22 protein-coding genes are annotated in these 24843 nt (G+C 47.2%); 7 read left to right on the top strand and 15 right to left on the bottom strand.

All coding sequences use genetic code 11. From position 1 onward, the window contains the following. The first annotated feature begins 253 nt into the window (after nt 1–253). Complete coding sequence (locus QUB13_RS14680) at nt 254–490, top strand: hypothetical protein (RefSeq protein ID WP_333381965.1); 237 nt, start codon at nt 254–256, stop codon at nt 488–490. Here QUB13_RS14680 and QUB13_RS14685 read toward each other — a convergent pair. Continuing rightward, entirely contained in the window at nt 456–2171 is a 1716-nt protein-coding gene (locus QUB13_RS14685; RefSeq protein WP_333381967.1) for a sensor histidine kinase, read from the bottom strand. The two genes, QUB13_RS14680 and QUB13_RS14685, sit on opposite strands and share 35 nt — an antisense overlap. Between QUB13_RS14685 and QUB13_RS14690 the strand changes: the two genes are divergently transcribed. After that, nucleotides 2170–2310, top strand: a complete 141-nt coding sequence (locus tag QUB13_RS14690; RefSeq protein ID WP_333194533.1) for a hypothetical protein — start codon at nt 2170–2172, stop codon at nt 2308–2310. The genes QUB13_RS14685 and QUB13_RS14690 overlap by 2 nt on opposite strands. Nucleotides 2311–2543: 233 nt before the next feature. Here the strand turns inward: QUB13_RS14690 and QUB13_RS14695 are convergent, their stop codons facing one another. Continuing rightward, entirely contained in the window at nt 2544–3065 is a 522-nt protein-coding gene (locus tag QUB13_RS14695) for a hypothetical protein (protein ID WP_333381969.1), read from the bottom strand. A 26-nt stretch (nt 3066–3091) separates the two neighbouring features. On the opposite strand from QUB13_RS14695, the gene QUB13_RS14700 reads away from it, so the two are divergent. Further along, nucleotides 3092–3244 (top strand): hypothetical protein, encoded by a 153-nt coding sequence (locus QUB13_RS14700; protein WP_333381971.1) that lies wholly within the window; start codon nt 3092–3094, stop codon nt 3242–3244. Between the two features lie 310 nt (nt 3245–3554). On the opposite strand, the gene QUB13_RS14705 is transcribed toward QUB13_RS14700, so the two are convergent. Then, nucleotides 3555–4121 (bottom strand): thermonuclease family protein, encoded by a 567-nt coding sequence (locus QUB13_RS14705; protein ID WP_194012460.1) that lies wholly within the window; start codon nt 4119–4121, stop codon nt 3555–3557. 12 nt (nt 4122–4133) lie between these two features. Further along, complete coding sequence (gene polA, locus QUB13_RS14710) at nt 4134–7223, bottom strand: DNA polymerase I (RefSeq protein ID WP_333381973.1); 3090 nt, start codon at nt 7221–7223, stop codon at nt 4134–4136. Between the two features lie 463 nt (nt 7224–7686). Here polA and QUB13_RS14715 point away from each other — a divergent pair, with 463 nt between their 5' ends. Further along, nucleotides 7687–9015: a J domain-containing protein gene (locus QUB13_RS14715; RefSeq protein WP_333381974.1), complete on the top strand. Its 1329-nt coding sequence runs from the start codon at nt 7687–7689 to the stop codon at nt 9013–9015. Between the two features lie 95 nt (nt 9016–9110). Here the strand turns inward: QUB13_RS14715 and QUB13_RS14720 are convergent, their stop codons facing one another. From QUB13_RS14720 to QUB13_RS14760, 9 genes are all read right to left on the bottom strand, one after another. Next, complete coding sequence (locus QUB13_RS14720) at nt 9111–9668, bottom strand: hypothetical protein (RefSeq protein WP_333381975.1); 558 nt, start codon at nt 9666–9668, stop codon at nt 9111–9113. A gap of 404 nt (nt 9669–10072) precedes the next feature. Beyond that, nucleotides 10073–10297, bottom strand: coding sequence for a hypothetical protein (locus QUB13_RS14725; RefSeq protein WP_194012664.1), 225 nt, complete (start codon nt 10295–10297; stop codon nt 10073–10075). A 242-nt stretch (nt 10298–10539) separates the two neighbouring features. Next, the gene (locus QUB13_RS14730) at nt 10540–11277 is read right to left on the bottom strand and encodes a low-complexity tail membrane protein (RefSeq protein ID WP_333381977.1); all 738 of its coding nucleotides are present in this window, start codon (nt 11275–11277) and stop codon (nt 10540–10542) included. 429 nt (nt 11278–11706) lie between these two features. After that, nucleotides 11707–14880: a translation initiation factor IF-2 gene (gene infB / locus QUB13_RS14735; RefSeq protein WP_333381978.1), complete on the bottom strand. Its 3174-nt coding sequence runs from the start codon at nt 14878–14880 to the stop codon at nt 11707–11709. After that, nucleotides 14877–15116 (bottom strand): hypothetical protein, encoded by a 240-nt coding sequence (locus QUB13_RS14740; RefSeq protein ID WP_194068891.1) that lies wholly within the window; start codon nt 15114–15116, stop codon nt 14877–14879. The genes infB and QUB13_RS14740 overlap by 4 nt, the downstream gene beginning before the upstream one ends. 158 nt (nt 15117–15274) lie before the next feature. Further along, the gene (locus QUB13_RS14745) at nt 15275–15589 is read right to left on the bottom strand and encodes a YlxR family protein (protein WP_194012660.1); all 315 of its coding nucleotides are present in this window, start codon (nt 15587–15589) and stop codon (nt 15275–15277) included. 102 nt (nt 15590–15691) lie between these two features. Further along, complete coding sequence (gene nusA, locus QUB13_RS14750; RefSeq protein ID WP_333381979.1) at nt 15692–16990, bottom strand: transcription termination factor NusA; 1299 nt, start codon at nt 16988–16990, stop codon at nt 15692–15694. Nucleotides 16991–17293: 303 nt separating this feature from the next. Beyond that, nucleotides 17294–17761 carry a ribosome maturation factor RimP gene (gene rimP, locus QUB13_RS14755; RefSeq protein WP_194068894.1) on the bottom strand — a complete coding sequence of 156 codons (468 nt, stop codon included), beginning with the start codon at nt 17759–17761 and terminating at the stop codon, nt 17294–17296. Nucleotides 17762–18539: 778 nt separating this feature from the next. After that, on the bottom strand, nt 18540–19991 hold the full coding sequence (locus tag QUB13_RS14760) for a hypothetical protein (protein ID WP_333381982.1): 1452 nt from the start codon (nt 19989–19991) through the stop codon (nt 18540–18542). Nucleotides 19992–20624: 633 nt separating this feature from the next. Between QUB13_RS14760 and QUB13_RS14765 the strand changes: the two genes are divergently transcribed. The 3 genes from QUB13_RS14765 to rph all read left to right on the top strand — a co-directional run bounded on the left by QUB13_RS14765 (nt 20625) and on the right by rph (nt 24064). Then, nucleotides 20625–22124: a GUN4 domain-containing protein gene (locus QUB13_RS14765; protein WP_194068896.1), complete on the top strand. Its 1500-nt coding sequence runs from the start codon at nt 20625–20627 to the stop codon at nt 22122–22124. A gap of 508 nt (nt 22125–22632) precedes the next feature. After that, nucleotides 22633–23205, top strand: coding sequence for an adenylate kinase family protein (locus QUB13_RS14770; protein WP_333381985.1), 573 nt, complete (start codon nt 22633–22635; stop codon nt 23203–23205). A 145-nt stretch (nt 23206–23350) separates the two neighbouring features. Further along, nucleotides 23351–24064, top strand: coding sequence for a ribonuclease PH (rph, locus tag QUB13_RS14775; RefSeq protein WP_333381987.1), 714 nt, complete (start codon nt 23351–23353; stop codon nt 24062–24064). Between the two features lie 40 nt (nt 24065–24104). Here rph and QUB13_RS14780 read toward each other — a convergent pair whose 3' ends face one another. Then, nucleotides 24105–24467 carry a type II toxin-antitoxin system RelE/ParE family toxin gene (locus tag QUB13_RS14780; protein ID WP_333381989.1) on the bottom strand — a complete coding sequence of 121 codons (363 nt, stop codon included), beginning with the start codon at nt 24465–24467 and terminating at the stop codon, nt 24105–24107. Further along, entirely contained in the window at nt 24457–24711 is a 255-nt protein-coding gene (locus tag QUB13_RS14785) for a type II toxin-antitoxin system RelN family antitoxin (protein ID WP_194068903.1), read from the bottom strand. The genes QUB13_RS14780 and QUB13_RS14785 overlap by 11 nt, the downstream gene beginning before the upstream one ends. Nucleotides 24712–24843 lie beyond the last annotated feature (132 nt).

Below are 24843 nucleotides of genomic sequence, written 5' to 3' on the forward strand. Positions count from 1 at the left end.
CGTGAGGCTATGAATGCCCATTCTTGTGACTTGGCTATGCCTGAGCTCATTCCCATTCTTCAGACCTGAATCCTTACATTATCAGTAATTGAGCGGACATGATATAGCCTTTCTCAGAAAGATGAGGCATAGGGCATAGGGCATAGGGCATAGGGCATAGGGCATAGGGCATAGGGCATAGCTCACTTTTGTGAGAACCGCTATATGACTTTCAACTACTGCCAACTGACTCCCAACTAATGACTAATGACTAATGACTAATGACTACTGCCAACTGCCAACTACCAACTACCAACTGCCAACTACCAAATGCCAACTGCCAACTACCAACTGCCAACTACCAACTGCCAACTACCAACTGCCAACTGCCAACTACCAACTACCAACTGCCAACTACCAACTACCAACTGCCAACTGCCAACTACCAACTACCAACTGCCAACTGCCAACTGTTTTCAAGCCTGCATCACCACCCGTTCCGGGAGACTGACAATAAAAGTTGAGCCTTTCCCGTCCTCGCTTTCAACGCTAATTTCGCCGCCCAAAATTTGACACAAGCGCTGGCTAATTGTCAATCCCAAACCCGTGCCTCCATACTTCTTGGTAGTCGAAGCATCAGCTTGAGTAAAAGGCTTGAATATCTGATCTAATTGCTCATTGGTCATGCCAATGCCTGTATCTCTGACTCGAAAAATCAAAACTTGAGAACTGTAGTTTGAACCAGAGTTAAAATCTTTATTTTTCTTTCTTTTCGTCTGTTTAACTTTTCCATTTTGAATTCTTTCGACCTCGATAGTAATAACCCCTTTTTCAGTAAATTTGGCAGCGTTGCTGAGCAAGTTTAGGAGAATTTGCCGCACTTTAGGTTGGTCGGCGTACATTGTGCCGAGTTCGCCTTGGGTTTTCAGCGCTAAAGCATTGCCTTTTTTCTCTACTAGCGGTTGAGCCGTAGTCATCACTTCTTCAATCATTGTCGCTACGTCGAAGTTTTCCAAATAAAGCGTGACGTGGCCGGCTTCTATTTTGGAAATGTCGAGGATGTCGCTGATCATGTCGAGCAAATGTTTGCCTGCGGTTTGAATTTTTTCTAAGTCTGGGAGAAAGTCTTCAGAACCGGAATCTTGAGCATCTTCTTGCAGCATTTCGCTGTAGTTGATGATGGCGTTGAGGGGGGTGCGGAGTTCGTGGCTCATGTTGGCTAGAAATGCACTTTTTGAGCGGTTGGCAGCTTCGGCTGCTACTTTTGCTTCGTGCAAGTCTTCTGTGTATTCCGCTACTCTTTGGATCAGTTCGTTGAGCGAAGTTGCTAGCATTCCCACTTCGTCGGAAGTGGTAACTGGTACTTGCAAGTCAAAGTTCGATTCTTCTGTCACTCGCTGAGCGATGAGGGTAGTGGCTTCTAAGGGACGGGCGATCGCCCTGCTGGTGTATGCTGCAAGTATCGCTGCGATCGCCGCCGATAGGAACAGAGAAACTACGAGAATAAGGGTTCCGAGTTTTTCTGCTTTCTCGTAAGTTCTAAACGCCTCGTCTGCTTTATTGCCAAAAGTGTCAGCGAGTTTGGCTGAATCCTCGGAAAACTGTGCGAGTTTCAAAGCGGTTTCGCCATCCACAAACTTGTTCAAGTTCCGCCCGAAAGCCTGCCGCTGCTGCGGATTCAAAGCTGATACTTTCGCAGTCGCCAACAATTTTTGTACTTGTTGAAAATATGATTCTACCGTCTTGCCGTTGACTCTAGCGAACTGTTGCAACAGTTGGTAGTCTTTGGCAATCTCAGGATTTTTTGTCGGCTGCATGGTTTGCAGTTGTTCTAGGATGCCGCTCATCTGAGCAACGCGGGCGAGGAATTCCGATCGCTGGCGATCGAAAATTTCCGGTTTGTTCACCAGACTCGCCAGCTCTTTCTGGTGAATTCTGACTTCCTGCACCGTATTATTAAGATTAGTTAGGATTTCGGCTTTATCTCGGTCGATCGCCAGTTTTTCTCTAACTTGCTGTTTGTGATAGGATTCTACTCCCCGTCCCGCCACAGCACCCAAAATCGCAATACCAATGACCAAGGCGTATCCGCAGCCGATTTTCTGCCTGATACCCAAGCGGCCCAACAGACTTTTAAACCCTATTTGAGGAGCGTTTTTCAGTTGATTTTTCAAGGCTAAGGTTAAAGACATGGGGAATTTACTCGTCACCCTCAGAGGCACTATCTATATTCTAATTGATGCCTGCGTGAGGGTAAATAAAGTTATGACTTTCAACCGGAATTCGGCAGCTATGGGGTCTTTGCAGGGTTCCACAGCTCGATCGGCTTGACAGTTTGCAGCAGTTATGGTTTAGCAACTATAGCGGTTCTCAAGTGACTGAGGAATTGATCGATTAATCTAAAATTCCTCAATTCCCCAATTTTTCAATCTCAAATCTGTACCAGTACCCGATCGATCCGATACTGGGCTATATAAAAAGCGAGTTATAAGTTGCAAGTTAGCAGTTAAATTCGCGATCGAACACTCCACTCTACTCGCAACCCACAACTTATCGCTGTTCCTCTACTGACAAAGTTTAAATTGTGCTATTTGAGCAGGAATTTTTGAAGCATTAGGTACGCTAGCAGAGGCAGGAACGAAGATTCCCATGCCGAAACTGCAACCCTCTGCAGTCGTGCATTCTCCAGGCTTAGCAGTGATTTGATATTCGCCTTGGGATGGCGGAGTAAAAGAAATTGACGCCAGTTCGCCTGTCTTTTGACTCGAACCGATTTCTTGACCGTTCGCATCCCTGAGAGTTAGGTTTAAATCCTGGCAATTTCCATCGCAAGTCGCAACAAAAGTATACTCAGTATCGGGATGCAGCGTGGCTCTAAACGGAGACGAAACTTGCTTGCGAACTTGGCCGAACAATGGCACAAATACTAATTTTTGACCGTTGCTAGAGCGCTGGTCAAATTCTGTTTTTAAGCGACAAACAACCGTTTTTTGGCTTTCGGTCAGTTCTTGAGCGATCGCACTTCCTATAATTGCAGTACCGAGAAGCAAGGAAATGCCCGAAATAACCAGATTTTTGATTTTCATTGATGTTCCCTAAAGTGAATTTTTGGGTGATTGCAATAGACCGCTTTTGGTTGCTGTTTATTGAGTTATCTGGAGCCTATCACATATATTGGGAATTGGGAATTGGGAATTGGGAATTGGGAATTGGGAATTGGAAATGGGGAATTGGGAATTGGGAATTGTTGGCTGTTGACTGTTGACTGTTGACTGTTGGCTGTTGGCTGTTAGCTGTTGACTGTTAGCTGTTGACTGTTAGCTGTTGACTGTTAGCTGTTGACTGTTAGCTGTTGACTGTTGACTGTTGACTAACAAATAACAATTAACAAATAACAAATAACAAATAACAACTAACAACTAACAAATAACAACTAACAACTAACAAATAACAAATAACAATTAACAACTAACAACTAACAACTGCCAACTAACAACTGCCAACTGCCAACTGCCAACTGCCAACTGCCAACTGCCAACTGCCAACTGCCAACTGCCAACTGCCAACTGCCTAAATCATTTCTTCCGAAAATTCCAAGCGGGAACAAACTTAGAATCTCCCCAAACGCCGCGGCGATTTTTCTTGGCTTCGGCTTCCGCTTGTTCCACAATACTTGCACTAGGACAGTTTTTTAAGTAAGGACGGTAAACCATTGCTAATCCTTCGCGCAGCAAAACTTCTTGGGCAAATGTGCCGTTTGGTAAGCGAACTTCGCTAATTTTGCGGCCGTAGCGATCGGTATCGGTGACGGTCAAAATAACGCGCCCTCCCCCTTTCTTGACTAGCTGCTGCATTCTTTGCTCGGCTAGATTTCCCCACTTAAACTGATTCTTATCTGCTGCTTTTTTGCTATTTTTTTCAGCGTTCGTATGGGCAATTTCCGGTGCGTCTATGCAGGCAAAACGCACTTTGATATCCTTCCCGGCGCTATCGCTGGCGACAAGGGTGTCGCCGTCGCTGACTCGTTTCACAGCATAATTGTTGGGCGGTAGCTTTTGCGGACAACCGGAGAGCAGGAACAGCAGAAAAAGTGCACTCAAGCTGGTGATTTTAGGAGAAAGGGTGATTTTGGTTGGGTTCATATTTCTGTCTGTTTATTTAGTTTCCATCCAATTTTGCCCCGCGTGGATGTCAACTACCAGCGGTACGCTGAGGGGCAGAGCATTTTCCATTGCTGTTCTAATTTTTGGCTGCAATTCTTCCCATTCATCGGGAGGTACTTCAAAGATTAATTCGTCGTGAACTTGCAATAACAGCCGCGCTTGATAGTTGGGCAAAATTTTGTGTACCTCAATCATGGCAAGTTTAATGATATCAGCACTGGAGCCTTGAATCGGTGCGTTGGCTGCTGCCCGCAAAGATTGGGCGTCATCTCTGCTGAGAGACTTAAGTTGATCTGAGCGAATGTCTTCGGGATTGCTGTCTTGTAAGCGGCGGAGGCTGCCATTTTTGTCGAAGTTGAGATAGCGGCGGCGGCCGAGAATTGTGGAAACGTAGCCTAGGGCGATCGCCTCTTTTTTTACTTTCTCCAAATATTCAAAAACCTTACTGTAACGCTCGTTAAATCGTTCAATAAACTTTTTCCCGTCTGCCGAAGACTTGCCCATCGATCGCCCAAACTTAATCGCCCCCATACCATAGATGACCCCAAAATTAATCGTTTTCCCAAACCGTCTTTCATCCGGCGTTACTTCCTCTTTTTCAAACAGCAGTTGAGCCGTCACCGTATGCACATCTCGGTTATTTTGGTAAGCTTCAATCAACACCGGTTCTTGACTCAAATGAGCCAAAATTCGCAGTTCAATTTGAGAATAGTCAGCCGACACCATCAGCCAACCAGACTCCGGTAAAAAAGCCTTGCGAATTTGCCGCGAAAACTCGGTGCGGATGGGAATATTTTGTAAATTGGGATTGGAAGAAGAAAGCCGGCCCGTACCAGTTGCAGCTTGGTTAAAATCTGTATGTACTCGCCCGGTATCCCCACGCACTAACTGCGGCAAAGCATCGACATAGGTTGATTTTAATTTGGATAATGTTCGGTACTCTAATAAATCGTCTACAATCGGGTGGTCTCCTTGCAATTTATCCAAAACAGCGGCATCTGTAGAGTATCCCGTCTTTGTTTTGCGAGACTTTTTCTGAAACTGTTCGGGGATTTTTTCTAACAAGATTTCGCTTAATTGTTTGGGCGAACCTAAATTAAACTTTCTCCCCGCTGCTTCATAGGTATTTTCTTCAAGTTTGGCTAATTTTATTTCTAGCTCTTGCGAGAGGGTATTGAGATAAGCTGAATTAATGCGAATTCCGCAGTATTCCATTTCAGCTAAAACTGGCTCTAAAGGCTGTTCTACTTTCAGCAGTAAATCCTGCAATGACTTTCCGGGAAAGCTACCTTCATCAGCTTTATCCAATTCTGCTCTAAGTTTACTTACTAACCCAAATGTGGTATGAACATCCATACCGCAGTAGTCAGCTACTTTGACAATGCTGATGTCAGCAATTGTTTTGTTTTTCGGTACTAATTCCTTGTAGCTTTCTGCGACAATGCCTAAGTAGTGCCTTGACAATTCGCTGAGACTGTGACTGGTTTCTGGGTTGAGTACGTAACTGGCTAGCATGGTGTCAAATACGACTCCAGCGAGTTTGATTCCTTGACAGCGCAGGATCAGGCGATCGAATTTAGCATTTTGCAGCGCCTTGGGATAATTTTCGCTTTCCAAAATCGGACGCAAAGCATTTAAAGCCGTGGCTTTGTCCAAATTTTTACCCGTTTTGTGTCCCGTGGGAATGTAAGCGACATCCTCTTCACCGGTTCCCCAACAGCAGCCAATTCCGACTAATTCGGCATCTCGCGGTTCGAGGGCGGTGGTTTCGGTATCCCACGCCACGGGCGAGTTTTTGTCGGTGTGGGTTTCTAGCAGTTGGACTAATTCGTTTAACTGTTCTATTGTTTGAATGATTCGGGGTTGGATTGGGAGTTGGTTTGCTTGCTGGGCAGCTAGGGTATCTTTGTGAGTCCAAAACCACAATTCATCTGCTTCTGAACTTTCTCCAGTTTGAGGTGACTTATCTATTGTGGGGTTGGCATCTTTCCCCCCCTGTTCCAATGGCTCTTTTACACCGTCCAATTGCTGTTCTAGGGTGTTTTCCGACGAGGCAGAGCCTCTGGATATGCGTTCCCGGGCAGAGCCGGGGAACGAGGTTTCTTCTTGTGGTTTTTCCTTCTCTTCAATGCCACCAAAACGCTTTTGAATTTGTTTAACTTTGGTTAAAAACGTTTTGAATTCCAACTTTTCCAGCATGGGAATCAAGGCTGATTCATCAAAACCTATAAGCTGGCAATCTTCTAAGTTGATTTCTAAGGGAACGTCTTGGACAATTGTCGCCATGCGCTGAGAATGATAGGCTGATTCTTTGCCTTCTTCTAGCTTTTTCTTGGTTGCGTTTTTAATCTGATCGATGGCTGCATAAATACCGTCGAGGGTGTTGTAAGCTTCTAGTAATTGCAGCGCGGTTTTGTCGCCGATGCCTCTGACTCCGGGAATGTTGTCGGATTTGTCGCCGCAGAGGGCTTTGTAATCTATTACTTGTTCGGGCCAAATACCGAGTTTTTCTTTAACTTGTTCGGGGCCGTATTCTTGAGATTTGCCTTTTCCCGATCGCCTGAGCTCGTCGGTACTCAAATACAAGACGCTGATATTTTTGTCGGTTTCTACTAATTGAAACAAATCTCGATCGCCCGTGAGGATTTTAACCGCATAACCGGCGGCGCTGGCTTTGTTGGCTAAAGTTCCTAAAACATCGTCAGCTTCGTAGCCCTCAGCGGTGACTGCTGGCAAATTGAGATAGGTGAGGAGTTCTTGCAGGTTTTTGAGATCGGGAATAAAATCTTCGGGGGTTTCGGGACGACCTGCTTTGTAAGTTTCGTCTGCTTCGTGGCGAAAAGTGGGCGTGGCGAGGTCAAAGGCGATCGCCATGTACTGGGGATCGTGGGCGGCCATAACTTCCAGCAGCGACTTGAGAAAGCCAAAACAGACGCTGGTGGGAATGCCTGTGGTCGTTCGCAAGCCTCCGTCTCGACTTTTGGCGAAGGCGAAGTAGGAACGAAAGGCCAGGGAGTGGCCGTCAACTAAGATGAAGGTGGGAGCTTGATTTGCCGACACTGACACAGATTGCGATCGCACGAAAGTATTTTCTCATTGTAGCCAGTTGTGATGCCTGTTTCAAAACCGAACGCAACCGCAAAAAAGCTCTAAACCCTTATAAAATCAGTCAGTCGATTTGAAATTTTCGATTTTCGATTTTCGATTTACTTGCAGCGCAGTGATTCACCGGAGCCCGAAGTGGAGTCTAAAATTTTAATTTTATCCGAAAAACCGGGTTTTCTGCGTAATATCATGTCCCCTCGATTGACCGATATCGCGATTGGTTCGTAGTGCGGACACCAAGACGCACGCGCGATCCATTTTTGTCATGGTGGTAATCGATCGGACATGGTATAAGTCCTAAATCTACAATCGACTGACTCTCGATCGCGATCGGCTGATTGTGCAGCTTGCCTGAGAATGCTAAAAGATAAGAAGTATGATTCCTTACGGGATAGCTTCGCACGCGCGTAAATTTACCAATACCTGCCGATCGAAGCCTATGGCTGACATTAATCGATGCTACGAAATCCTCGAAATTGAGCCTGGAGCTTCCTTAGAAGAAATTAAACGCTCTTACAGGGATTTAGCGTTTGTGTGGCATCCCGATCGGTTGCCCCCTGGCGATCGCCTGCAACAAAAAGCTGAACAAAGATTAATAGAAATTAATCAAGCTTACGAAGAGTTGGTGTTGTTTCTCAGTCAGCCGGAATCGAAGTCGATCGACAAACCGTTTCAGCAGCCACAGCCTGCGCCACCCCCAGCGCCGCCGGAAAAGCCGCTGAGAAGGCGTTCGGGAAAATCAGCCGGCAGGCACGGTTCCCAGCGCCGTCAAACCCGCCCCAAAGCCTCATCCCAAAAAGTTTCAACTCCAAACAACTCTTTAAGCAAGAAACAATTTACCACTAAAAATAGACAAACCGAGCGGGGAAGAAGGCCTTCGGGGCGCAGCGCGGCGAGGAAAGCGCGGCGAGTTCAAAACAGTCTAAAGCTTACCCCGAAAAGGAAAAAAGAGTTTCCGACTCAATACTCCAAACCGCAGCCATCTCAAAACTATTTAACTTTCCCTTGGGGCCCACTGGCGATCGGCGTGGCGAGTTACGCTGTGACGGGCTGCATTTTGACAAAATCTCAGGCCCCGCTGTGGATGTCGGCTTTAATCTGGGGTGCGGATTGGCTGTGGGCTGCGATTTTGCTGGCGGAGGGCTCGGCTACGCCTAAAGTGTGGCTGGCGGCGCTGGTTTTGGCTGGGGCGGTGGGGGGGTCGATCGCCGGTTTTCAGGCTGGAGGAATGGTAACGGGGGCTGTCTGGGCGGTGGTTGGGGCGGGTTTGGGGGCGATCGCCAGTTCTGAGGCAGAGTCTCGGGCCGTGGCTTTAGTTGTGGGGGCTGCGGGAGTGGCGACAGTGTTGGGGTTGATGGCTGGAATCGGCACGGATGCTGGGGATTGGCACCAGGTGTTGGCGGCTGCGGTGGGTTGGGGGATTGCGGGCTTGACGTGCGGGCTGGTGGCGGAAGTCGCGATGAATTCCCGAAGTCCGATCGGACTTGGAGGTGCGATCGGGCTGGGGATTGGGGCGTGGGCGGGGGTTTTGGCTGGGGAGGGTTCCGGGGCTTTGACGCAAGCCTTAGAGATTGCTGGATCTAAGAGTGTTTATGGGGCTTGGGCTGCGATCGGGATTGTGGCTGGAGTTGTGGCGCGGATGGTAGTGGGCGAAAGGTCGATCGCCACTGGGCGCGGGATCTACACATTTATCCTGTTAGTTGCTACTTCCGGTTTCGGGCTGTGGCTGGGAAAGTGGCTGGTTGGTCGATCGCATTTTTTGAATTAATCATTTACTAGATTTTTGATGGTAGTATTCAGAAGCCAGTCGGTTTTCAAACAACCACTGTTTGCTTTCAGGGGAATCATCCAGCCAGCGATCGATCAATTCGGCCCATTTGACAGGCAAGCGCAACTCATGCCAGGTTGAGTGAGATCGGGTTTTATTCCAATTTCTTTGAACAATAAAGATGAAGTAATGCCGTAAGTCCCAACCCATTCTATTTGCTTGTTATTCAAAAAATTGGCCAGGAAATAGTTGCGCCACTTATCGCGCCAACTTTTTGTTGCAATAGATTCGGCAAATACAGCGATGGTTCTAATTTGATTTTCAATTGCAAAATTAAAAATGTCGGGAATAACCGTCCGTATGACTAAATGAGTCGGATTTTGCTCGGCAATTAATTCGATCAATTTTTTGGAATCAACTTTGTAATTAAATCCGCAACCGATCGCCCGCACGCCGTTTTCTAGAACCCGATCGTTAAATTCTGGTGTCATGCAGCAAATAACCGTTACTGACTCAGCCTCCGGTCGTTTTGCCATCTCAGTAACGGCATCAACAGAATATTTTTGAGCGTAGTATGTTTCGCTTCCCCCTTGGGCCAGATGCTGAAAGGTTTTTGCGTAATCGCCGGCATACTGAACTATGACTAAGCGCATTTTCCTAAACTCTGGTTGTGTCGTATTTAATAGAACCTACGGTGCAAAAGATTTGTAATTTGGTTATGTTGACGGTTTGATATACCCCCAGAACCGCACTGTGAATTTTCTTTTGCCTCCGTCCTATTATAAAGAGTTTCGGCAACAGGCACATCAATAGATAGCAGTCGCACTCGCTTTATATCGGGGGTTTCAGGCTAATTTTATCTGGATTTTTCTGAGAGGGTGTAGAAGTAGGATGCGGAAATTAATTCCGACTCAGTAAGCAAAAATAGTGTCCCCTGCAATTTGATGTCCGAAGTTGCTGCGATCGCTTGCGGCACTTACTTCGCAGATTGGAGGGGATGCCTGCTTTCTTTGCCTGTAAAATTCACAAACCTTGACCATCTTTGGTTTGAGGGCGCTCAGTAAGCCAAAGTTGCTAAAGTTTCTCGTAGATAGGATCGCACCTGTTGATCGATGCTGGCATTTTTCTGCTTGCTCTCAAAATTGAGTTCTAGCTGCCAGCGTTGAAATCCTGAACTTGCGCCGATCGCAGATTTGAGACTGCCCCAGATTTCAGAATCTTCGCACAGCTCGATCGGCTCTGCTGCTTGAGGTTGTTGTGCGATCGGTGAATAATTCGCCATATTGTTATACCTCTGTTTTAATCCCCTGTAGGGATTGAAAGCTTACTTTGACTTTCTCTATTATAGATTCTTCTCTGGAAATAGCCAACCTAAAATATCTATAATCTGTGATTTAAAATTAAATATTAAAATTATTAATAATCTCAATCAGAACAGAGCCATTACTTATTTTTTTTTACAGCATACATCTGTCGAAAGTAAAGTAGCTTAAATTACAATTATTTCGAGTTTAATTTTTCATTTCACTTTTCGATCGACTGTTGGGGTAGGGAGGTAACGCCGTTGGTGTCAGAAAGTTGTGGGTTGACAATACTGTCGGCTGGCGAATTCCCAATTGTCGGTGGCGGATTGCTTGACTCTCCGGGTGCAGCTTCCGCGACAGTTATCTCGCCCGCAAAAGTTGGCAAAAGTCGATTGACTTGCCAAAGTGCGATCGTAAAATCATGCTTAATTTTTTGTAAAAAATAAGGCTTTGTCGCTGCAAATTGAGATTCCGGCGTCAGCAAAACCGCCATCACACTAGCAGACACCTGCAAAAACAAATTGCTAGCTAAAAAAGCAGAACCAGCCAACAACAATCCAGCCCACCGCCAGGAAGGAGGAAACGGAGCCACGCCAGCAGCGAGGGGAGCCAATCGGTAGAGATGCCACAAAATTATTGCCAACAAAACAGCGACAAAAAGAGCCACTACTTTATTTAATTTAGTTTTAAATCGAGTCAGAATCTGCTGCTGCAAATCAGTTAACTTGTCCGGTTTCACAGCCACTACTAAAATACTAAAAATATAAAAAGGGCGGAACCACTGCATCCACAGCACCGGAACAATACCTGCTACAGCCACTAAAAACACTTCTAACCACACAGGAATCGCGGGAGAACCCACTGCGAGTCCCAGCAAACACAGTCCCAGGAAGATCGGCAGTGCAGCCGCCCCAGAAAGGTGAATCCATAAAAAAGGCTCTGACCAAAAAGAACGCACTTTAATTAATTATTGGTTATGAATTATGAGTTTTCAATTTTGAGTTTTTACAATCTTGGATGCACTCTTCCCCCTGAAAATCTGTTGCGAGGAGTACATATCTAGCGGTCAAACCGAGGATTTTTAAAATCAATCCGGTTACTTTTTGTAAGTCTTATTTGAGTGGGTGAATTTTAAATTTTGAGTTAAAAACCAAACTTGTGAGTGAATAGTAGACTTCTTGGACTGATTCACAAACGTATTTTGAAATGAATCTGCGTTGATCTGTGTTTATCCCAATAGCATCTGCGGTCGATCGGCTCGCATTAAAGATTTATGCCAGAAATCTAGTTTTCGAGTATTGAGTTGAAAAGAGTAGTTTCGAGCGATCGGCAATTTAGTTACCTGCACTCAAAACTTCTCTTCCAACTCAATACTCACCACTCAAAACTATTGAGATAGAGTCCGGCGCTTAGTAACCATGCGGTAGGCTTCAATAATATCGCCTTCGGCCCAGTCGCTAAAGCCGCTCAAGGAAATGCCGCATTCGTAGCCAGTATTGACTTCCTTAGCATCTTCCTTCATCCGCTTGAGCGAGTCGAGGATACCTTCGTAAACGATATTGTTGCCCCGGCGTACCCGCACCTTACAGTTGCGGATGACCTTGCCTTCGAGTACGTAACAGCCAGCGACAGCCCCACGACCGATCGCAAAGACAGCGCGCACTTCCACCTTACCCAGAGGTTCTTCCACCAGTTCTGGTTCCAGCAGACCTTCCATCGCCCCTTGAATATCATCCAAGAGGTTATAGATGATGCTGTATTCCCGCACGTCTACGCCCGCTTGGTCGGCCGCTTGGCGAGCGCCGGTGGCGAGAGTAGTATTGAACCCGATAATTACAGCATTACTGGCTGCAGCGAGGTCAATATCCGTTTCTGTGATTTCGCCAGGAGCAGACAGCAGCAGTCGGAGTTGAACTTCTTTTTGAGGAAGTTCAGTCAGAGAGCCGACAATTGCTTCGAGGGAGCCTTGGACATCTGCCTTCAAGATCAAGTTGAGTTCCTTGAGAACGCCTTCCTTAGCTTGTTGAGAGAAGCCGCTGAGGCTGATCCGGCCACCTTGGAGCAGGCGAGAATCTCGTTGGAAGGTAGCTCTTCCGCTGGCGATCGCCGCTGCTTCTTTTTCGTTTCCGAACACATCAAACTCGTCTCCGGCGCGAGGTACATCCCGCAGCCCCAGCACTTCCACCGCGAAGGATGGACTTGCTTGGTCTACGCGATCGCCGCGATCGTCGATCATTGCCCGCACCTTACCCAGAGCCGAGCCTGCGACCACAATATCGCCCACTCGCAGAGTGCCGTTCTGCACCAGCAGGGTTGCCACAGGCCCCCTTGCCTTATCGAGGTGAGCTTCAATCACAGTACCCTTAGCAGCGCGGTTCGGGTTAGCGTTGAGGTCTTCCATTTCCGCGACTGTCAGAATCATTTCCAACAGCGTATCCAGGTTTTCCCCCTTAATCGCGCTGACCGGAACCATCGTAATATCGCCGCCCCAGTCATCTGCGACCAAGCCGTACTCAGTCAGCTCTTGCTTCACCCGTTCCGGCTGAGCGCCCTCCTTGTCTACTTTATTAATAGCCACGACAATTGGCACTTTCGCCGCTTTCGCGTGGCTGATCGCTTCAATTGTCTGGGGACGCACGCCATCGTCCGCCGCCACCACCAAGATAGCGATGTCCGTAACCCGCGTTCCCCGAGCCCGCATTGCTGTAAAGGCTTCGTGACCGGGCGTATCCAAAAACACCACCTGCTGGCTCTTGCCTTCGTGTACCACATCTACGTGATAAGCACCGATGTGCTGGGTAATACCCCCAGCTTCTCCTTGAGCAACCTTAGTTTTGCGGATCGAGTCGAGCAAGGTAGTTTTACCGTGATCGACGTGGCCCATAATCGTTACTACTGGTGGACGGCGTTGGAGGTATTCCATATCCGTTGCGTCCAGCATATCGATCAATTTGGTACCTGGGGCTACTTTTTCTGGAGTTTCTACCTCTACGCCCATCTCTTCAGCCACCATTCTCACCGCTGCCATGTCCAGGGTTTCGGTAATGTTGACCGCAATACCTTTAGAGAACAGCCGCTTAATGATTTCGGTTTCGGGAACTGCCAAAGTAATTGCTAGTTCTTGAACCGTCATCGGTCTGCTCAGCATCAGTGTTTCAGGACGTTCAACCTTAGCTTCGGCTGTTTTGCCCCGGCTGCCGCGTCCGCCTGAAGAACCAGACGAGCTTTTATCGTGAGAAGGGCCCGGTCTTTTGTTTTTGCCACTGCTTCCGGGTGCGCCCGGAGTTGGTGTTGACTTGGGTGCTGCTTGTGACTTCGCCTTAGCTGGGCGGGCTAGGGACAGGCTGACGGTGACTGGCGCTGGCATATCCAAGCCATTTTCTAAGTCATCGTCATCCTCGTCAATTGGTTTGAGGCGAGAACGTGCCTGCTTGACCTTTTTGGCAGCTTTGGCAGCATCTGAGTTTTCGTCATCATCTTCTTCCCAAATGACCGATGTCTTTTTGGCTGGACGAGGGAGAGTTGGCTTGGGAAGGAGAAGAGTATCCAGCGGCGTATTATCTTCATCATTGTCATCAGTGTCATCCCCTGCGGCTCCGGTGTCACCACCTCGGCTTCGGAGCCCTCCTGCTGACGTTACGGGCGCTAGGCTCCGGCGCGGGCCACCTGGCTGCGGTCGATCGGCAAGTGCAGTTTTAACAGGGCCGCCAGCGCTAGGGCGAGGTCTTTGGGCGTCGCTACCTCCCGGTGCGGGTCTGCTGGGGCGGCTCGGTCTGGCCGGCGCTTCCAGATTTTCTGTCTGTTGTGATTGCTCTTGCTCGGTTCTGGCAAGTTTTAGTACCGGCTTGTTTCCCAGACTTTGTGGGGTGCGCGTTGCCGACTCCGCCGTCGCTCTGACTGGTGGCGACGTGAGTTTTGCCCCCGGTGCTGGTGGGGGGGTGGCTGGCTGGCGCGGGGTGCGATCGGGTGCCTTGGACGACGGCGGTTGAGCTGTCGCAGGTGCCGCAGGTGCTTGATCCAGGGCGGTTGTTTCCGGGGCGATCGCACCTACTGTTTCCGAAGCTGTTTCTGAATCTGTTTCCGAAGTTGCTCCCGAGCCAGAGACATTTGGCTTCGACAGCACCGGTCGATTGATATTTGGTTTAGCGGGGGGCTGGAGTTGCCCGGCGGCAGGCGATTTGGGAGGAGTTGCCACGGTAGCACCAGGCTCGTTTTTTTGCTCCTCGTTGCCCGCCTGCTGGGAGGAATCACCAGCCGGCCGTACTTTTGGACTGCGTATTTCTAAAATTTGCTGCTTTTTTTGTTGGTCGTTAGGGTGAGGGCCAGACTCTTTTGATGGCGCTGCTGCTCTTTCGGTAGGAGCTGGCTTGCCGGGGGAAGAGTGGCTGCTGGCTACGTATTTTTCCGCCGTTTTGCGAATTCGTTCTGCTTCTGATTCTGTAATTGTGCTGCTGTGGCTCTTGACTGAAATATTGAGCCGCTCGCAAACTGCCAAGATGTCTTTATTATCCAAATTTAGTTCCCGTGATAATTCGTAAATTCTTACTTTGCCGTTGTTCATCCACTCTGCCCTCTTTTGTGCCAACCAGTTTTTACATTTTGATTCTTTGTTCTAATGACGACATCATTCGCTGTGATTGATTCAGTGTCAGGAATCGGGGTTTTGGTACTCAGCAAGGTAATTTTATCTAAAAGATGCACCTCGCTGAAGTCTGCCTTGAGATAATTTTCAAGTTTTTTTGGGAAAGTGGCAACTGTCGAAGTCTGATTTTTTTTTGGCAACTGCCACTTTTTCAAGCTTCTAAGTTAGCTTTTCCACCTTGAGGATACCTCTGCTAGTACCCTACCCTTATCTAATCTGACACAAATCTTTCCAGACTGGTGGGCCGATCGGATTGAGGTTGTAGAGCTGGCGCTACCAGTAATTACTGGCGCGTGCTGCCCGCGAGGGTTTATTATACAGTCGATACCGAACTCTTGTCGGTTTTTCGCCCGGTTGAACCCGAGTCAAATGTACAGTCAGATGTGTCTAAAAGCTGCCAAAGTGTTTGGTACAGTTCGTCAGACACAGGCGCTTTGAGCGATCGCCCAAGTCGATTTTTTTTCTGAGCTGCTTTCAGGCATTCGCTCGCCCGACAAAGGTAAGCGGAACGACCGAAGCCGCGATCTAATTGTACCTGATGAGAAGGATAGACCCTGACTACTCGCCAAAAAGCTTCCTTTGGAGCTATTTTTCGACAACTTGCACAACACCGGTAGTTCGGTTTCATCAAAGTGAGAAGGGGAGAGGGGGAGAAGAGGAGGATAGTGTCCGAGGGGGACAAGTTCTCCTTGTCTCCCGTGCGGAAAAATCTTGGTCAAGAGCGCAGTTTTTAGACTGGGGCTGCGGTTTCGTCCGTTGCTGCCTTTTCTGCTGCCAATTCTGCGGCTTCCGCCTCGCCGTCGAAGCCTGATGCTTCGTCTTCGTCTTCGTAGTAGTCTCCTGCTAATTCTTCTTCTTCCAGCCTGGTAGCTTCTGCTGCCAATTTGATGTCTTCGGCATCGCGATCGTACTTAGCAATATCTTTGATATCGATTTTCCAACCTGTCAGGCGGGCTGCGAGGCGGACGTTCTGACCTTCTTTGCCTATGGCAAGACTCAGTTGGTCTTCAGCGACCAAAATGTGAGCTCGCCTGCCTTCTGGGGCAACCAAACGCACTTCATCTACTCTAGCAGGACTAAGAGCGTTAGCGATATAGGTGGCCGGATCTGGAGACCAGCGGATCACGTCTATTTTTTCGCCGCGCAATTCGTTGACTACTACCTGAATCCGCGATCCCCGCGCTCCGATGCAGGCTCCTACCGGGTCTACATCGCGATCGAGCGTATCAACTGCTATTTTAGTCCGAGGGCCGACGTGCCGGGATGGCGGATTTGCCTCCCTGGCTACGGCGACAATCCTCACCACCCCGTCTTCTATTTCTGGTACTTCGTTAGCAAACAGGTAAACCACCAAACCTGCATCTGCTCTAGAAACAAGTAACTGCGGCCCTCTCGTGGAGCCTTCGCCTACCTTTTTGAGATAAACCTTGAAAGTAGCGTTGGCCCGGTAATTGTCGTTGGGCAACTGTTCGCGCTTGGGGAGTTCGGCATCTACTTCCGGCTGACCGAAACTGCTGGTGACTGCTAAAATTACCGACTGCCTCTCAAACCTGATCACTCTTGCTTGAAGAACAGTTTCTTCTAAATCTTTAAACTCTTCTTGAATCATTTTGCGCTGTTGGTCGCGCAGTTTTTGAGCAAGAACTTGTTTGGTCTGAATGGCTGCCATGCGACCAAATTCTTTTTGATTTGGTGTGACGTCTACGAGTACGATGCTCCCCGGCTGAGCTTCTGTGGCTACTTCTTGCACTTCCAAAAGTGATATTTCGTGATCGGGATTTTCGACTTCTTCTACAATAGTTTTGTTTGCCAAAACGCGGAAACCTTCTTGTTCTGCGTCCAGTTCTACATCAAAATTATCGAAGTATTCTTCGCTGAAGTGGTCTAGTTTTTGGGTGCGGCGGTAGCGTTCGTATCCTTTGAGCAGGGCTTCTCGCAAGGCTGCTTGGACGGCGTGTTTGGGTAAATTTCGCTCTTTGCTAATACCTTCGACCATTTCTTTGAGTCCGGGCAGGGGAACCATTGACATATAAAACACTCCTTTTTTACTGTGACAATACGTAACTGGTAATCGCGAAAAGATAATTGGTGAGTTTTGATAGGAATTGATGGGTGATGATTTATGAGTTACCAAAATAGGGTTAGGTAAATTCGGTGTTGTCACAATTTATTTGTTGTGCCAACTCAACCCGAGGCTCTCGATTTGATTCTTAAAAATTAACTCGCAGCAAAGCATTTTCAGCTTACTGCGAGGCAATCTAAAATCTCAAATCTGGCGGACACTCACAGGCACCGCCCCGAGAGCCCAAAACTCAAAACTCAAAATTTACCTTTACTCCTCCTTTCCTTCGTCTAGTTCAACTCGCGCAATTTGAAGGCGGGGAACTTTAACCTGTCGCCCTTTTAGATTGAGATAAACCGCTGTTTCATCCCGGCCTACCAGTAGTCCTTTCCACTCTTTGATTCGCGAGTCTGGTTCGGTGGCTTTGACTGTCACTGGGAAGCCTTTAAAGGTAATGAATTCTCGATCGCTGCTGAGCAATCGGGATATTCCGGGACTGGAAATCTCTAGCACGTAGGCTTCGGGGATGATGTCGGTTGCGTCTAACTCGGCTTCGAGGGCTGTGCTCATCCGCTGGCAGTCGGCTAAACCGGTGTCTTGCTGCAGGTTGCGGATGTCTACCCGCAAGACGGGAGGATTTTGGTTGGTGTGAAACACTGCTCCCACTACTTCCAATCCCAGTGTTTCCGCAACGGGGGTAGCTAAGTCAATGATTTGTGGGATTAGGGGATGAGTCATATCGAATACTTAAGTTAAAACTCCTGAACTCGGAAACGGTAAGGAAAAATCAGTTATTGAGATTGCTTTGCTTCGATCCCGCCCAAAAAACCGAGATCGGCTCCCAACTGCTGTCGGGGAGAGCCAAAAATTTTAGACTCAAGTTTTGGCTCCCAGATTAATCTGTGGAGTAAATCTCAAATCGAAAATGGAAAATCTCAAATCGACCGACCTGATTTTTGACCGCAATATCTGAGGGTTTTTACCCTCAAGTTGATTTGTGGAATGAAGAAAAAGATGTCAGATTTTCAAGCCCGAGGATGAGCTTGTGGGGTTTAAATTCTGCCTTCTACTTTCTGTGTTCTAGCCGACGGATGACTTTGTTGCGTCGCCCGCGGCCGGCAAGTCTTCAGCTTGCAGGTGTGATGCCCTAAGTTGTTTGGCTGCGACTAACGCAACAAAAAAAGTGGGCTTGACCCACTCCTAGGTGAAACAGTTTCTTCCAAGAAGTTTGAGGGCTGTCTCCGATCGAAGTTGACCTCAGTTTTCAGTTTAGCTCGATCGCCCGTCCGGTGACAAATCGATCGCGCTGGCGAGACTGTCGGAGGGGAGAGTGGCAGAGTGGGAGAGTGGGAGAGGGGGAGAGCTGGAGAGAGGGGAAAAATCGAACCTCAACATCCATCCTTTACATCTAAATCCGTTAAATCCGTTAAATAATCCGTTGCCGAACTTCCCTCTTCCCTCTTCCTTCTTCCTTCTTCCCTCTTCCTTCTTCCTTCTTCCCCCAACATCCGTTAGCTTAACGGGGGGCTATCCGCTGCAGTTCCTTAGCTTGCTCTAAAATTTTCTCGAAGTCTTCTTCGCTCAACCGCTGGATGTAGTTGATTTTGAACTCTTCTAGGAAGTCGGACAGCAGCACTTGTATTTCTTGCCAGGTTTGCTGCTGTTGGAGTTCGGCTCCTAAAGCTTGCCCGAAATGTTGGACTAGCTGGCTTGAGAGTTTGGTGCCTACGGGGTCTTCGCTGGCGGTTTTAAAGGCTTCGTAGGCATCTTGGGGGCCGAGGGTGACTAATTTGGATAGCTCTGCAACTAATTGCTCTGCTAGCTGTGCGGGGAGGTTTCCCAATCCGGGCACTTGCTTCCATCCTTGATAGAGGGGAGATTGTTTGAGAAATAATTCTATGTTGTAGCGGAGGAGGGCTTCTAAGTCTGGCTGGAGTTGGGGCAGGACTTTGTAGACGGTGATTTGGACTAGATGGGTGGCGATCGCTTCTATTTCGTTGATATTGTTGATGTCTAAATATTGCTGTTTTGGGGATTGAAATAGTTGACGAGCTAGTTCGCCTGTGGTAATAGATTGTTGCATCTGGTTGATGAGCTGAATTACTACTACTTCGGTCAATTCTTGGGCGAAGTTGGCGACGAAACCTCGGCTGATTTGGGTGCGTATGGGTTGAAGATCCGGCATTTTGGCTTGGTGGATGCGAATTGTGACGGGCAATATTCGCAACAGGCGCCAGAACGGGAGGAACAGGAAGATGTCGTACCACCGCCAAAGCATGGCCGATCGCCAAGTGACGCTGCGGTGTCGGCGGCTGATGAAGTAGGTGCGGGCTAGAAATTCGATCGCGAATAAAGCCATAAATGGCAGGTCGATTTGCCAGAAGTTGTCAGTAAATTCGCCGTTTTCTCCCATCGTCCGGTAATAGTTGGTGGCGATTAACGGCTTAATTTTGGCATCAAACCAAGTGATTTCTTGTTGCCAGCCTTTTTTGTTTAAATAGTTTTGACTCCAGAATGTTGTGAATGATTGTTTGGCGGAGTCTTGCGGATTCGGGGCGCGATCGCGCATCCGGTCTTTGATTTTTTCTAGGGCACCGCTTTTTGATGCTACTCGAAAGGGATCTTCGTCGATCATTTTTGCGGTCAGATTGTTGATTTCCTGCAATTTGGCTGCTACTTGGGGAGATTCCAAGCCTGTTTGCACTACTAGAATTTTTAATTCTTCTAAAGTTTCTAGATATTTATTGGTGTCTCGGTGCGGTTTAATTCCTTTAAATGGGTCGTATATTTTGGTAATAACTGGTAGTTGCCGGAAGTAAAAATCACGCCACGGTATGTAAGTTATGTCAAATAATACAAGACTGAAATTTCCGATGGCGACGAGTGCCATGAACCGCTCGAACCAGGGAATTTTTGCTAATTTTTTGCTGTTGGCGGGAGTTTTAGATGGCGGTAGTTTGGGTGTCACTGTCAGTTCCTAATTAAGTAGACCGATCGCAATAAATTTAAGTGGTAATAGCTGAAAAAAAAACAGCAGCTTAAACTGGCTAATTGTCGATCGCGCAATCCGAGTGCGATCGAGCCAGCTAATATTTATTTTAATGTAGGGAGAGTTAGGGAGTTTGGGATGGTTGATTGGGCAGGGTTTTGGTAAAATTTTATACTTGATAAAGGTTGAGGTCGATCCTCTTCGAGGGCTTCGCTAACGAACTTGAGGACAGCGACACCTCCGGTTAGTCTGCTTCTCTCTGGCAATAAAATTATATCTCAGGCAGAATCCTAAGTTTTGTTTTCGGCATTGCAAAACTAACTGGCTGGGTAATAAATTACTATTTTTGTTAAATCTGCTGGCTATTTGACCGCTAAATCAAATGTATTGAGCCGATCGAAGTTTAGGATTAGATTTGGACTTCGAGTTTGAGGTCAAACCATCAAGAGAGTTATACTTGCTTAGGGGCAGTCTGGCGAGAGCGATCCCGAGGGCGACGGTGGCTGCAGCTATGCTAAGGTGCCCAGTCTCGCCTCCACAAACACCAACTCGCGATCGGAATCTTGAATAAAATGACACCCCAAGTATAATTTTTCGCATTTTTTTTAATATATGACATACTGCCTTAATCTCGATTGCCCAAGAGACAAGCGTCAGAACCCACCAGGCACAAAGTATTGTCTTAATTGTGGTTCAAAGCTGCTGCTAAAAGACCTTTATGCAGCTACTGAGCCGCTACGCGATGGGGGATTTGGTAGAACTTTTAGAGCGGTAAATCATGGAAAATTTGAGGAATTATGCGTTATAAAACAGTTGTCGCCCCCTCTAGAGTTTCAGCGAAAACCTACTCATTTTAAAAAGTATGTCCGACTGTTTGAACAAGAAGCAAGGCGGCTTTACGAACTGAAACACCCACAAATTCCTCAGTTAATTTCTTATTTTGAGGAAGATGGGCGCTTGTATTTGGTGCAAGAGTTTATTGATGGCAATAATTTAAAGGATGAGTTAGAAAAATATGGTGCTTATAGCGAAACTAAGACAAGGGAACTGCTGTTAGATTTGTTACCTGTGCTGAATTTTGTTCACGAGCGCAATGTCATTCACCGGGATATTAAGCCTGAGAACGTGATCCGGCGAAATCGCGATCGCAAATTCGTGCTGATAGATTTTGGGGTTTCCAAACAGGTAGTAGCTGAGGCTCCTACCAAGGCTGGAACCAAGTTAGGAACTCCAGGTTACGCGGCTCTAGAACAGCGTCACGGTAGGGCTGTTCCTGCTAGTGACCTTTACAGTTTAGGAGTGACTTGCATTCGCTTGCTGACTTCTGTTATGCCTTATTTGGATATCTACGGCGACATTCACGATGACCTTTACGATCCGCTCGAAGGTCGCTGGCTTTGGAGGGAGGCTTTGCCGAAAGGAACAAAAATTAGCCAGGATTTAAGTCAGATTTTGGATAAATTGATTCAGGAATATGTCAAAGACCGCTATAAGTCTGCTACGGAAGTTTTGGAAGTTATCAAACCTCCTATTGTTGTGGTGCCAGGACTGGTAAATTTGCAGCAAGCAACAGTTCTCAGTCCTTCATTACCGACTCAGCCCGTGACTGGTACTCCGCCAGTTGCTGTGAACTTAGAGTCGGAAAAAGGCATTGATTATTCTCACTTGGAAAGGCTGCTTGCTGCTAAAAATTGGCGGGGTGCTGATGAAGAAACTTCTGTGAAAATGCTGGAGGCGATGGAGCAAGTTTCTACTGGTTATTTGAGCGAGGAAGATATTAGGAAGTTTCCCGTTAAGGATTTAGAGACGATTGACCAGCTTTGGGTTAGGTACAGTCACCGCAGGTTCGGCTTTTCTGTGCAAAAAAATTTGTGGGTAAAGTTGGGGGGAAAGCCTGGTGTTTATGATGCTACTGTTTGGGAGAAATTTGGCGATCGGGTGGGGTGGCGGGTTAACGGTGAGTGGGTATATTATACTGAATTGAATTTTACTTCTAAGGCAATGCCTGGACATTTGCCGGGAGGGACTGTTTTTGGGTGGGAAGGTGGGGTTTTGTGCGGTGTTTTGGGTTTGGGCGGGATCTGGTTTCTGCTGTCGCGCCGAGATTTGTAGGAAGAAGGAATAAGAAAGTTGGAAGCAGGGGCTAAAGGCAGGAATTAAGCAATAATATACCTCTTGTACTCATTCACAAATTATCTGAAATTATCTGCGTTGATCTGTGTTGCATCTACCTGAAATCTGCGGTTTATGTATTAATGGAGGACTTATGCAATATTGTTTAATAGTAACTAAGTTTTGACGGCGGCTCCGATCTTGGGTTCGATCGAGCCTGCTGAACAATATATAGTTTACTTTGCCGATCGCACATCAGATAGAACGCTAGATGTACAAAGTCAAAAGCTAGTCGCAGTCGCAGTCACAGTCGTTTGGTTTTTTTTGAACTAGACGAGCGCGGCGGCGCAGAAACCGGGTTTTTTACCCAAATATGGCGGGGATCGCCAAAAATAGACAGTTACAGGATGAATGAGCAAGGCAAGAGGAGTCTTGGGAAGTCGGGGATTGTCAAGAAAAGGTAAACATCGCGTAGAATTTTAATGTCGCGGCACTAGGAGCAAGCAGTGTGAGATTGGTAATTCTGGGAGGGCCAGGAGCGGGAAAGGGAACTCAGGCTGAACTACTGTGCAGCAATTTGAGCATCCCTTTGCTGGCATTAGGGGACATTCTGCGGGCCGAAATCGCAGGTAAAACAAACTTGGGCAAGTTGGCGGTGCCTTATGTGGAATCGGGCGATTTAGTTCCCGATGAAATTTTGATTAAGTTTATCGGCCGCCGGCTTTTGCTGTGGGATGTCTTTAATGGCTGGCTGTTGGAGGGATATCCGCGAACGGCTTTTCAAGCTGAGGAATTGGATTTTTTATTAGAGGGTTTGGCGCAGGAGTTAGATTGGGCAATTTGGCTGAAGGTTCCCAATGAAGTTTTGTTGAGCCGATCGATCGAACGCGATCGATCGGACGACGAGCCAGAAATTTTACACCGCAGGCTAGATTTGTTCGAGGAACGCACTATTCCTATCTTAGAGTATTACGAGTATCGCCACAAACTGTTAACTATCAACGGCGACCAATCCCCCGAACAAGTGCAGCAAGATATTCTCAAAATGGTCAGTAGTCAGTCGTCAGTTGGCAGTTGGTAGTTGGTAGTAGTCAGTAGTCAGTAGTCAGTAGTCAGTTGGCAGTTGGTAGTTGGCAGTAGCTGTTATTTGTTGATTATTACCAATAACAAATAACAAGTAACAAATAACAAGTAACAAATAACAAACAACAAATAACAAATAACTTATGTCCAAAAAACGTGCAGATGGCAGACAGCCAAATCAACTTCGTCCGATTAGTTTCGATCGCGAATTTACGAAATTTGCCAGCGCCTCGGTGCTCGCAAAAAGCGGCGATACTCAGGTACTGTGCAGCGTTACAATCAAGCCGGGAGTGCCTAGGTTTCTGGAAAATACCGGAAAAGGCTGGCTGACGGCGGAGTACCGGATGTTGCCGGGTTCTACGCCGCAGCGGCAAGAACGAGAATTTATGAAGTTATCGGGACGCACTCAAGAGATTCAGCGGTTGATTGGACGCAGTTTGCGATCGTGCTTGGATATGCAGCTTTTGGGGGAACGCACGATTCTGGTGGATGCGGATGTTTTGCAAGCTGATGCGGGGACTCGCACGACTTCTATTAATGGCGGGTTTGTGGCTGTGGCTGATGCTTTGAATAAGTTGGTGCAAAAAGGTGATTTGGTGCGATCGCCCTTAATTCGCCAAGTGGCGGCGGTGTCTGTGGGACTTTTGGAAAATGAGCTATTTTTAGATTTGAATTATCTGGAAGATGTGGCGGCAGAAATTGATTGTAATGTGGTAATGAATGGAGATTTGAACATCATCGAAATTCAGGGAACTGCGGAAGAGGGAAGTTTTAGTCGCAGTCAGTTAAATCAAATTTTGGATATGGCAGAAACTGGGATTCAAGAATTGTTGGAGGCTCAGCGGCAAGCTTTTTAAGTTGGTTGATTTTAACCTCGTGATTACCGACATTAATCATTCATTCATCCCGATCTAACTCAGCTAAGATGTTACGAATCTCATTAGGACTAATATCTTCTCGGTCTGATTTAGCATACATGGTTAATAGCAGTACGCTAGTCGGTGATTCAACTTGATATATCAGTCGATAACCAGCGCTTTTCCCTTTTTGGATATTGCTATTTCTGACTCTCACCTTCAAGATGACATAATTTTCACCCATTCCGGGGATGCGATCGCCAGTAAAATTACCCCCTTGGAATTGTTCAATAATTGGCTGAACATCCGAGCGAATCAGTCGATATCTTTTTGACAAGGTATATAAGTTTTCCTCAAATTCGTCTGAGAATCTGATAGAAACTAGATGAGGCTCATTCAGCATCGATTCTCTCCCACAGATCAGAAATTGGTCGGGTTTGTCCGGCTTTTGCTTGCTGTAATGCTCTCCTGAGACTTGCTTTCACTTCGGCAATGGGAGTATCATCAGGATCGATTTCGGTTTCCTCTGTTACTTCGGGAAAAAGTACGATAACTCGCACGCGGCTGGGGGGGAAGTCTTCGATCGCGCGATCGAGAAATAATTGACCTTTTTCATCCAGGGTTCCCGTTACTTCAACAGCTTTCATCTGTTTCTCCTGAAGGTATTTTTTACCAATTATATCACTTCCTATGAGGGTTTAACAAAGTTGATAGTTTAGAGCGATCGCCCTTCATCAATCCTCGCGCAGGGAAGGCAATCTTCCTGTTATCCTAGAAAC

It is taken from the genome of Microcoleus sp. B4-D4 (genome assembly GCF_036705185.1).
Lineage (GTDB): Bacteria > Cyanobacteriota > Cyanobacteriia > Cyanobacteriales > Microcoleaceae > Microcoleus.

Bases quoted from the DNA above. Each gene is read 5' to 3' on its own strand.
- QUB13_RS14715 (WP_333381974.1), top strand. From the start codon at position 7,687: ATGGCTGACATTAATCGATGCTACGAAATCCTCGAAATTGAGCCTGGA.
- QUB13_RS14725 (WP_194012664.1), bottom strand. From the start codon at position 10,297: ATGGCGAATTATTCACCGATCGCACAACAACCTCAAGCAGCAGAGCCG.
- QUB13_RS14705 (WP_194012460.1), bottom strand. From the start codon at position 4,121: ATGAACCCAACCAAAATCACCCTTTCTCCTAAAATCACCAGCTTGAGT.
- rimP (WP_194068894.1), bottom strand. From the start codon at position 17,761: ATGACTCATCCCCTAATCCCACAAATCATTGACTTAGCTACCCCCGTT.
- QUB13_RS14695 (WP_333381969.1), bottom strand. From the start codon at position 3,065: ATGAAAATCAAAAATCTGGTTATTTCGGGCATTTCCTTGCTTCTCGGT.
- QUB13_RS14690 (WP_333194533.1), top strand. From the start codon at position 2,170: ATGGGGAATTTACTCGTCACCCTCAGAGGCACTATCTATATTCTAATT.
- QUB13_RS14780 (WP_333381989.1), bottom strand. From the start codon at position 24,467: ATGCTGAATGAGCCTCATCTAGTTTCTATCAGATTCTCAGACGAATTT.
- QUB13_RS14745 (WP_194012660.1), bottom strand. From the start codon at position 15,589: ATGAAACCGAACTACCGGTGTTGTGCAAGTTGTCGAAAAATAGCTCCA.
- QUB13_RS14765 (WP_194068896.1), top strand. From the start codon at position 20,625: ATGACATACTGCCTTAATCTCGATTGCCCAAGAGACAAGCGTCAGAAC.
- QUB13_RS14685 (WP_333381967.1), bottom strand. From the start codon at position 2,171: ATGTCTTTAACCTTAGCCTTGAAAAATCAACTGAAAAACGCTCCTCAA.
- nusA (WP_333381979.1), bottom strand. From the start codon at position 16,990: ATGTCAATGGTTCCCCTGCCCGGACTCAAAGAAATGGTCGAAGGTATT.
- QUB13_RS14785 (WP_194068903.1), bottom strand. From the start codon at position 24,711: ATGAAAGCTGTTGAAGTAACGGGAACCCTGGATGAAAAAGGTCAATTA.
- infB (WP_333381978.1), bottom strand. From the start codon at position 14,880: ATGAACAACGGCAAAGTAAGAATTTACGAATTATCACGGGAACTAAAT.
- QUB13_RS14680 (WP_333381965.1), top strand. From the start codon at position 254: ATGACTAATGACTACTGCCAACTGCCAACTACCAACTACCAACTGCCA.
- rph (WP_333381987.1), top strand. From the start codon at position 23,351: ATGTCCAAAAAACGTGCAGATGGCAGACAGCCAAATCAACTTCGTCCG.
- QUB13_RS14720 (WP_333381975.1), bottom strand. From the start codon at position 9,668: ATGCGCTTAGTCATAGTTCAGTATGCCGGCGATTACGCAAAAACCTTT.